Below are 9,656 nucleotides of genomic sequence, written 5' to 3' on the forward strand. Positions count from 1 at the left end.
GTGTTACTCCGGTAGAATCTGTTCCAGCTGCCACAAACTGGTCAGCTCTTCACGCTGGCGAACAAGGTGGCTTTGATTACCATCCACCATTACTTCTGCCGCTCGGGTACGAGTATTGTAGTTCGAAGACATCACAAAACCATAGGCACCTGCTGAACGAACCGCGAGTAGATCACCTTCTTGCAAAACGAGCGCGCGATCTTTACCCAAGAAGTCACCAGTTTCACAAATCGGGCCAACCAAATCGTAAGTTTGTGGCTCACCATTGCGAGGGGAAACAGGCACAATATCTTGCCAAGCTTGGTACAGTGCTGGACGCATCAAGTCATTCATCGCCGCATCAATGATGGCAAAGTTTTTATGCTCAGTGTGTTTTAGGAACTCCACACGGGTGAGCAAAATACCGGCGTTTGCTGCAATCGCACGGCCTGGTTCAAAAATCAGTTCTAGGTCTTGATGATTTTCAAGGCGCCCCAACAACGCTTTCGCGTAATCAGACGGCTGAGGCGGTAATTCATCACGATATACCACGCCTAAGCCACCACCAACGTCGAGGTGACGAATGTTGATGCCTTGTGCTTTCAAGTCATCAATCAAAGCCAGCAAACGGTCGGTTGCATCAATAAATGGGTCAATGCTCGTTAACTGAGAACCAATATGGCAGTCGATACCTTGCACATTCAGATTAGGTAGGCTCTGGGCGAATTGATACACTTCTGGCGCGCGGTCAAACGCAATGCCAAATTTGTTGTCACGAAGACCAGTCGAAATATAAGGGTGAGTTTTCGCGTCAACATCTGGGTTAATACGTAGCGAAATAGGCGCAATCACACCAAGCTCGCCCGCCACTTTATTCAAGCGTTCGAGTTCCGGCTCAGATTCAACGTTGAAGCACTTGATGCCAAGCTCTAGTGCGCGCTTCATTTCTGCTGGCGTTTTACCCACCCCAGAAAACACGACTTTCTTCGCATCACCGCCCGCAGCAATCACACGCTCTAGTTCACCACCAGATACGATATCAAAACCCGAACCCAAACGAGCCAGCGCGTTCAATACGCCCAAGTTTGAGTTGGCTTTTACTGCGTAGCACACAAGATGAGGATGTTGACCCACAGCACTATCAAACGCCTTCCAGTGGCGCTCTAGCGTGGCTCGAGAATATACGTAAAGAGGAGTGCCATATTGCTCGGCAAGAGCTTGAAGTGGGACGTCTTCGGCCCAAAGTTGGCCATCATCCTGATAGTTGAAGTAATCCAAAATTCGCTTCCCTTATTTAATTCGACTGCTGAACCCTAATTTCACCCTAAGGTGCGGTTATTATTGTGATTGCTCGTTTTGTTGTGCGTCATCTGGGATGTAAAGCGAGCCAGATTGGCCACACCCTGCCAGCATCGCGGCAGCCATCACAAACAACACAGTTACTAATTTTTTCATTTGGCATATCGTGATTATTGAATCAATGCCCCCTATAATCGCACCACACTCAGGAAAAGCAATAGGATAGACGGATGAACGATACTGAATTTCATCAACTGGTGGATGCGCAGATGCAAATCATCGAAGAATCCATCGATGATTCAGGCGCAGACATTGATTACGAGGTGTCTGGCAACGTAATGACATTAGAGTTTGAAGACCGCAGCCAGATCATCATCAACCGCCAAGAGCCAATGCATGAGATTTGGTTGGCCTCAAAATCGGGTGGTTTCCACTTCAAGTTAGTGGAAGACAAATGGACCTGCTCAAAAACGGGTATGGAACTGTTTGAAATGGTGAAGCAAGAGTGTGAAAAACACGCTGGCGAAGAGATTGAGTGGGCGTAAATCCTCTCAATGAACACCAAAACAAAAAGAGCACCTCGGTGCTCTTTTTGTTTATGGATATGGTTGCGTTACGCGTTTACCGCTTTAGTAGGACGGTGCGGTGAGCACCCATCATTGCGATAAGGAATGATGTAAGCGTTACCCTCTTCAGGATGAATGATCTGATAGTACTGCGGTAAGTTGAAGTTAATAAACTTAGACGCCACGCGGCTGTCGTCTTTAACCGAAGTGTAGAAGCTGTTGACCGAGGCGATCATCTCATCTTTTGAGCCACTGAACTGGTGATACACTTCCACTTGGTTCGACTCATCCAATACATAGATGTTGAAACCGTCTTCGTTATCTTCAAAGAAGAATTGCACCAAACCTTCACTTGCAAAACCATCCACCGCTTCTGGTAATTGGTATTCTTGCTCACGGTCAAGCATTAACAGCGGCGAGCCTTTTAGCTTATTGGTAGAAATGCTGCGGTAGAAATCGATGGAGTTTTCTAACTTCTGCACCGACACACCACGGCGTTCAAAGAACAATCCGTAGGTTTGGTTACCAAGACGCATCGCTTTAAAGCGGCGGCGTTTTTCTTGCTCCACCGGCTTCAAACGCAAGTCGATGCATTCCGCAAGAAGCTGATACACCATATTACGCATCACTCCACGCATGTTTTTCGCGTAGCAGAACACATCAACCGATTCTGGTGGCAACGCATCTTGGTGCATTTTGCCCAAAATGGTTTTTAGCGCATCCAACATCGCCGTTTCGCCTTTGAAATGCAGTGTACGCACTTCATGCCAGGAGTTGCGGTAAACCAAATCGACACTGCCGACTAAGTTCTTATGCTCAGGGCCAAAGCTGAAGATATCGGTGTTTTTCACATCCACCTTCAGTGAACGCCCGGACAGCTCTGACGTAGGGTCATTTTCGAAGTTGATGAACATCGCCAACTGGCTGATTTCACACGGGCTCGCTAACGCTTGCATCGTCGGACGACGTTTACGCAGTGCAAAGGTATTTCGTAAGTCACTCACCATTTGGTAGAACTTATCGATATCTAGCTGTGCTTCACGCACCACGGCATGCAAACGCGTAGATTCAGTGATGAGGCCATTAAAGAAAGCCCACGAGACCAGTTTGCTCAAGTACTCGTGATGCTCAAGACATGGCTGACCAAGAATGCGATGTGCGATCAATGGTTGCTTGTAGAGATACCAACCCGACTTGTTCACCCCACCTTCTTTAACTTCGATGAAGCTTAAATCTGGTTCATGTAAATCAGGGGAAATTTGTGGGTTCAGCAACGTCACTTTGCCCGGCAACACTTCAAACGCAGCGTACAACTTACGCGCAAGAATGCTGATGTCTTGCGGGCTGATCGCGGATGTGATGTCGTTGCGACGCGCAAACTGAATCAAGTTACGGTAGCTCTGCATCAACGCATCAAGCAACGCATGATGCACGACTTTCACCTGTTCAACTTTCCAGTTGCGGCGGTCATCGAGCTCGGCAACCACGCTGGAATCCCAATTCCATTTCGCAATCATGTCGCTCAGCGCTTCACGACGCCAAGCCACCGAACCGACATCGGGTTCACGCGATAGCTTTTCATGGGTTTTGAGATAGAAACAACGACGCACCAAATCCAAACGTGTATCGTCTTGGATTCGTTCTAAATAGCGCGTAACTTTTTCCAACATTAAGTAGTATGCGTCCATGCCATAGAGATCTGGCTCATGGGCAAAGAATCGACGCTTGGTATCAATACTTAACAGTTGTGTGTGCGGGTATTCCCACGAGTAAGCTTCTAGCAGAATGGCTTTTAATACCGATTTGTATGGCGAATCGATACTTTTGTACAGTTGCCACAAGTTCGAACCAAAGTATTCTTCGGCAGGAATGCGGTTCAACTTACCAAAATCGATCCACTCGCTACAGTCGATGTAGCCATCGCTGCACAATTGAGAAACGTACTCGTCGTAACACTCTTCCATTTCTGGTGGCACAATTTGCCATAACAAGCGCTGACCAGCGATACGCACCGCACTGCGATAGAACTCATCAAGCAAAAGCAAGTGCTGTGAGGAACCGCAGTTGTCACCCGTCATCTCTTCAGAATGGTTACTTCTAAAACGCTCTTCGTCCATCAAGAAGAAGTTCGCTTCCACCCCTTGGCTTTGCGCCCAATCGGTGATCAGCAAACATTTGTTGGTGAGCAGTTCACGTTCGTCGCAATCCATCTCTGGCGAAATACATACCCAAATGTCTAAATCGCTGGAAGTGCTTTGACCAATCGATGACGTACTACCCATGGTATATAAGCCCAAGATCGCTGGCTTTTCTGCCGTCTTGAGTGGCTGGCCAATGGCGAGTTGTATGTCGTCGATGAATTGCTGTTGGATAGGATTGAGTTCAAGCCCGTGTACGCCGAATGGAACGTCAGCGTCGTAGTAGCCCGGAATGACTGGGTGATTGTAGTTCAGTAAGGCAGGAATCAAGTGGAAAACTTGCTGGCTTTGCGAATCCATAAGCGCCAGCGCGCGATCGATACGCTGCTGGTTCAAATTGTCTAATCGCTGAATGATGGTATAGGTGTAAGCCTGCAAGGGTAATTCCTTGGTTGAACAATCACGGACATCTGCTGATGTTTTAAACCAAAACGGCCTAAAAACGTGATCAATTTAACACTTTCATTGGAGTTGGTAAAGTTTTCCACCCGTAATTCGCACCGGACGTAAAACCATACTTTAGTCACAAAAATGAAGACGCGGTAGTGTCGCTTGTAATCGCCTCTAACTAATAATAGTCCTTAGTCTAATTGAGAATCCAGTCACACTATTTTCACAACCTTATGTAAATCCTTCCTTAGCCCCACGAGATAACTAACTAACAGTAAGCATTTCTTTATGAGAATGGTAGGATAAAGCCAAATCCAAACAGCATTGAGAAGATCATGACCCAATCCACACCAATTCGCATTGCAACTCGAAAAAGCCCACTTGCACTATGGCAAGCTCATTTTGTTAAAGACGCTCTTCAAGCCGCTCATCCTGGCTTGGAAGTCGAGTTGGTAACCATGGTGACCAAAGGTGACGTGATTTTGGATACACCGCTGGCTAAAGTTGGTGGCAAAGGCTTGTTCGTTAAAGAACTTGAAGTTGCCATGCTTGAAGGCCGCGCCGATCTAGCCGTGCACTCAATGAAAGACGTACCTGTCGACTTCCCTGAAGGCCTTGGCCTCGTGACCATTTGCGAGCGCGAAGACCCTCGCGACGCCTTCGTTTCTAATACCTATAGCAACATTGATGAACTCCCTCAAGGTGCGGTCGTCGGTACTTGCAGTTTGCGTCGCCAATGCCAACTGAAAGAATACCGCCCAGACATCATTATCAAAGAACTGCGTGGCAACGTGGGGACTCGACTTGGCAAACTGGATGCGGGTGAGTACGACGCTATCATTCTTGCAGCCGCAGGTCTAAAGCGCTTGAAATTGGAAGACCGAATTCGCAGCTTTATCGAACCAGAACAATCACTGCCAGCGGTTGGCCAAGGCGCAGTCGGTATTGAATGCCGCGCAGACGACGAACGCTTACTCAAACTTCTGGAGCCACTCAACCATAAAGACACCGCCGATCGCGTGTTGTGCGAACGTGCCATGAACCTAACTCTTGAAGGTGGCTGTCAGGTGCCTATCGGTAGCTACGCGCTACTTAAAGGTGATGAAATTTGGCTTCGCGCGCTCGTCGGAGAACCAGATGGCAGCGAAATTGTGCGTGGCGAAGTGCGTGGTCACCGTAAAGATGGAGAAGCGCTCGGTATCCAGTTGGCTAACGAGCTACTTGATAACGGTGCCCGCGACATTCTAACCAAGCTGTACGCAGACCACGATTAATCATGGCAGTGTTGGTCACTCGGCCGGGAGAGCAAGGCAGCGCGCTTTGCTCTCTGCTCGAAAGGCACGGCATTTCCGCACACCACCATCCGCTGATCGACATTGTTGCCGATCTCACGGACACGCACCTCACGACTCATCTCCATCAAGCTCAAATAGTTATCGCCGTTAGCCGACACGCCGTGCAATGCGCCCAGCAAATCCTAACCAGCAATGGCGCATCATGGCCGAAACAAGCGGTATACCTTGCCGTTGGTCAAAAAACAGCACACTATTTAAGCAAATGCACCCAACAGAAAGTACACTATCCCGAAGTCAGTGATAGTGAACACTTATTGCGACTTCCAGCGTTACAGAATGTAGAACAGCAGCAGGTTCTTATCCTTCGTGGTAACGGAGGAAGAGAACTGATCAAAGATGCATTGGTGAGACGCGGAGCAAAAGTTCACTATAGTGAGACTTACAAGAGAGAATTCATCCCATTCGATCCAGTAAGCTGTGTCTCACTATGGAAAACCCTACAAATTGACCAGATCGTCGTCACCAGTGGTGAACAACTGGATTATTTGTGCAGCCAATTGACGTCAGAGCAATTGACTTGGCTTAATCAACAAGAGTTGTATATCCCCAGCCAGCGCATCGCTGACATTGCAATTCAAAGGGGGTTCACTCGGGTGAGGTGCACAGGAAGCGCATCCAACCAAGAATTACTGGCTGCTCTCCAGCCCTAGCTACACAGGATATAGGCATGACAAGTAAAAATAACGACCAAAAAAATAACGATAAAAACCTTTCCGAAGAAACCTCATCGGCACCGCTAGCTGAAAAAGACGCACCGAAAAAGGATGCTGAATCTAAAAAGGAAGCCTCTAAACCGGTTGAGCCTGCAAAACCAGCAGAGCCAACAAAGGTTGAATTTGAAGAGAAGCAAGGCAAACGTGGCGTCAAGCTCGGCACCGTAGCGATCATTCTTTCAATCATCTTCGGTGGCGGTCTCGCTTATAAACTTCATGAGCAACAAGCCGATTACCAAACCCAAATCGCTCAGCTACAAAACCAACTAGAAAAAGCGCAAGCTTCGATGAAGCAAGAGCTAAACCAAGTTAAAGAAGAAACCATCGAGAAAGCGACCACAGTAACGCACAAAGCAGAAGTGGTGCTTGGTCAACAACAAAAGAGCATTGAAAGTTTACAACTCGCCGTCGCAGATGTGAAAGGCCGACGTCCAAACGACTGGCTATTGGCAGAAGCGGATTACCTTGTGAAGTTGGCTGGTCGTAAACTGTTCTTAGAGCATGACGCAGAAAGCGCAACTCAACTAATGGAAAGCGCAGACCAACGTATTGCCGCGCTAAACGATCCAAGCTTAGTTAAACTGCGTAAAGCGATGGCAAACGACATTACCAAACTGCGCACTGTCCCATTGATTGACCGTGACGGTCTTGTTCTGCGTTTAACCGCTCTACAGCAGCAAGTAGATAAGTTGCCTCTAGCAAATGCACTACTGCCGGAAGCCCAAGTCGTTGCTCAACATGAAGTATCAGAAGACATTTCAAACTGGCAAGATAATTTGATGACCTCTCTGAAAGACTTCTCTGAGAACTTTATTACTTTCCGTACTCGCGATGGCAACGTCATCCCATTATTGTCTCCAGAGCAGCATTTCTATTTAAAAGAAAACATCAAGGCCAAACTGGAAACAGCAATCAAAGCGGTTTACCAAGAGCAAGGCGAAATCTACACCACTTCGTTAACGACAGCTGACAAGTGGGCGATGGCTTTCTTCAATCAAGACGACAATGCGGTGAAAGAATTCAACAAAGCACTCAACCAATTAAGCCAACAAAATATTCAAGTTGAGTACCCTGCAAAACTGGAAAGCCAATCTCAGCTATCGGATGTGATTCGTGAGCGACTACGTCGTGAAGTCACAACAATGACAGGTACGGGGGATAAATAATGATTCGCCTTATTTTCCTATTTGTCGTTCTAGGTGCAGGTCTATTTGCCGGTACTCAGTTTTCTGGTCAACAAGGATATGTACTGATCTCAATAGCAAACAAGACCATCGAAATGAGCGTAACCACTTTGGTGATCTTCGTTATCGCTGCGCTAGCTGGTCTTTTCCTCCTTGAATACCTGATTAAAAAGTTGGTTTACGCAAGCTCAAGCACTTGGAACTACTTCAGCGTACGTAAAATGCGTCGTTCTCGTCGCTACACCAATGAAGGCATTATCAAGCTCCTTGAAGGTGATTGGAAAGGTGCTGAAAAGAAAGTCACTCGTTGGGCAAATCACCACGATATGCCACTACTTTGCTACCTCGTTGCTTCTGAAGCAGCCCAAGGTCAAGGTGATAAAGCAAGACGCGATCATTATCTTGCATTAGCTAGCCAACAGGAGAATGCTCATCTCGCTGTCGAACTGACTCGAGCCAAGCAATTTATTCGTGATAATGAGTTCGAAGCCGCTTTCGATACCCTGCAATCGCTAAAAGGCCAATACCCAAATAACTCGATTGTCTTGAACTTACTCAAAACAACTTACATGCAGCTTACATTGTGGCAGCCATTGATTGACCTAATGCCACAACTGGCGAAAGCAAAGCTAGTAACGGAAGAAGAGCAAGCAGAACTGATTCAGAAAGCACAATGTGGTTTACTGCATGAAGTCGCGCAACAACAAGGTAGCGAAGGGCTAATTTCTCATTGGAACAGTCTGGCTCGTAAAGTGAAGCAAGACACGCATCTTATTGCTTGTTTTGCACGTGAGCTTATCGCTCGTAAAGCCGATACCGAAGCCTTTACCGTACTAAAAGAAGCACTGAAAAAGCAGCCTGAACCAGAACTTTACCAACTACTGCCAGACTTAAACCTACCAGATATCCATCCTGTAGTAGTCTTCCTAGAAGGTGTAGTAAAGAAAGAAGCTGACAACGCAGCGGCACACAGCGCTCTAGCACACTTCTACTTCCGCCAAGAGAAATGGCAACAAGCTCAGGAGCATTTTGAAATAGCTCTAAAACTTCGCTCAGACGTATCTGACTATGCTTTCCTAGCAGACACACTAGAGAAGCAAAATCTAACCAAAGCAGCTCATGAAGTCTCTCGTAAAGCTCTGATGCTAGTTCAGCACGACTAACCAGTAACAACACTATCAAGCCGACAGTTTACTGTCGGCTTTTTTATTGCCTACCGTTTGACCCTTATCGTTTTTTGGCTTTTCTCCACCCGCGCCAATGAGCACCACTCAACAGACAAGTAATACCAATCTAAGTAAAAACATGATCCAATTGAGGCTGTCCAACAACAGAACTGATTCGCTATGGACAGCCTCAATAATATCGACTTTAAAAAACTCGCAAGTCAGCAAAAATCCATTCAGATGAAAATGAGACCACTGGCCCTTGCTCATTTCAAAAATGGACACTCACGCACACAAATTGCCAGGTTTCTCAAGGTAAGCCGAACCAGTGTCAATAAGTAGGTTCAAACCTTTCTTGAAGAAGGGCAGGAAGGACGACAAGAAAAGCCAATGACTTTAAAAATGTCAGTATCATCAAACTTTCGCCCTATTCTCCAGAGCTAAACCCTATCGGACAAGTATGGCTTTGGTTGAGGCAACGCGATTTATCCACCAATCTTTTACTGATTACGACAGTATCATCTCCAAAGTCTGTGATGCATGGAATCGGTTTTTGGATAGCTCAAAAAGAGTCACCAAAATGCATTCGTAAAAATGGATAGACCTAACCAGTTAATTTTCAAGGTTGGTATGACTTCTCTTGGAAGGGAAAATGACAGCCTAAAACGACAAAAGCCCTGCTATTTCTAGCAGGGCTTTCAAATAAGTGGCGGAGCGGACGGGACTCGAACCCGCGACCCCCGGCGTGACAGGCCGGTATTCTAACCAACTGAACTACCGCTCCGCACTGGTTAGACCTAAGTCTA

At 46.9% G+C, this 9,656-nt stretch carries 7 protein-coding genes, 1 tRNA gene and 1 pseudogene; 5 read left to right on the plus strand and 4 right to left on the minus strand.

Features of this window, described 5'->3' with window-relative positions; all coding sequences use genetic code 11:
- Positions 1-3: 3 nt before the first annotated feature.
- Together lysA and ACF8EG_RS00240 are read right to left on the minus strand one after the other, a co-directional pair.
- Complete coding sequence (gene lysA, locus ACF8EG_RS00235; protein ID WP_005459130.1) at positions 4-1,257, minus strand: diaminopimelate decarboxylase; 1,254 nt, start codon at positions 1,255-1,257, stop codon at positions 4-6.
- Between the two features lie 60 nt (positions 1,258-1,317).
- Positions 1,318-1,529: pseudogene (locus tag ACF8EG_RS00240) on the minus strand (lipoprotein).
- On the opposite strand from ACF8EG_RS00240, the gene cyaY reads away from it, so the two are divergent.
- Entirely contained in the window at positions 1,509-1,823 is a 315-nt protein-coding gene (cyaY, locus tag ACF8EG_RS00245; RefSeq protein ID WP_069507217.1) for an iron donor protein CyaY, read from the plus strand. The pseudogene ACF8EG_RS00240 and the gene cyaY overlap by 21 nt on opposite strands.
- A 68-nt stretch (positions 1,824-1,891) precedes the next feature.
- On the opposite strand, the gene ACF8EG_RS00250 is transcribed toward cyaY, so the two are convergent.
- On the minus strand, positions 1,892-4,420 hold the full coding sequence (locus ACF8EG_RS00250; RefSeq protein WP_045545917.1) for a class I adenylate cyclase: 2,529 nt from the start codon (positions 4,418-4,420) through the stop codon (positions 1,892-1,894).
- A 347-nt stretch (positions 4,421-4,767) separates the two neighbouring features.
- On the opposite strand from ACF8EG_RS00250, the gene hemC reads away from it, so the two are divergent.
- Genes hemC through ACF8EG_RS00270 form a run of 4 tightly spaced genes read left to right on the plus strand, consistent with a single transcriptional unit; the run spans position 4,768 to position 8,847 of the window.
- A complete protein-coding gene (gene hemC, locus ACF8EG_RS00255) occupies positions 4,768-5,706 on the plus strand; it encodes a hydroxymethylbilane synthase (RefSeq protein WP_045545918.1) in 939 nt (312 codons plus the stop codon).
- Positions 5,707-5,708: 2 nt separating this feature from the next.
- Positions 5,709-6,437 carry a uroporphyrinogen-III synthase gene (locus tag ACF8EG_RS00260; RefSeq protein WP_005496371.1) on the plus strand — a complete coding sequence of 243 codons (729 nt, stop codon included), beginning with the start codon at positions 5,709-5,711 and terminating at the stop codon, positions 6,435-6,437.
- A gap of 17 nt (positions 6,438-6,454) precedes the next feature.
- Complete coding sequence (locus ACF8EG_RS00265) at positions 6,455-7,666, plus strand: uroporphyrinogen-III C-methyltransferase (protein ID WP_069507219.1); 1,212 nt, start codon at positions 6,455-6,457, stop codon at positions 7,664-7,666.
- On the plus strand, positions 7,666-8,847 hold the full coding sequence (locus ACF8EG_RS00270) for a heme biosynthesis protein HemY (protein WP_069507221.1): 1,182 nt from the start codon (positions 7,666-7,668) through the stop codon (positions 8,845-8,847). The genes ACF8EG_RS00265 and ACF8EG_RS00270 overlap by 1 nt, the downstream gene beginning before the upstream one ends.
- A 710-nt stretch (positions 8,848-9,557) precedes the next feature.
- Here ACF8EG_RS00270 and ACF8EG_RS00275 read toward each other — a convergent pair.
- Positions 9,558-9,634, minus strand: a tRNA-Asp gene (locus ACF8EG_RS00275).
- Between the last annotated feature and the right edge of the window lie 22 nt (positions 9,635-9,656).

This window comes from Vibrio sp. YQ_11, assembly GCF_043103065.1.
In the GTDB taxonomy this organism is placed as follows: Bacteria; Pseudomonadota; Gammaproteobacteria; order Enterobacterales; family Vibrionaceae; genus Vibrio; species Vibrio parahaemolyticus.

Bases quoted from the DNA above. Each gene is read 5' to 3' on its own strand.
- cyaY (WP_069507217.1), top strand. From the start codon at position 1,509: ATGAACGATACTGAATTTCATCAACTGGTGGATGCGCAGATGCAAATC.
- hemC (WP_045545918.1), top strand. From the start codon at position 4,768: ATGACCCAATCCACACCAATTCGCATTGCAACTCGAAAAAGCCCACTT.
- ACF8EG_RS00260 (WP_005496371.1), top strand. From the start codon at position 5,709: ATGGCAGTGTTGGTCACTCGGCCGGGAGAGCAAGGCAGCGCGCTTTGC.
- ACF8EG_RS00265 (WP_069507219.1), top strand. From the start codon at position 6,455: ATGACAAGTAAAAATAACGACCAAAAAAATAACGATAAAAACCTTTCC.
- ACF8EG_RS00270 (WP_069507221.1), top strand. From the start codon at position 7,666: ATGATTCGCCTTATTTTCCTATTTGTCGTTCTAGGTGCAGGTCTATTT.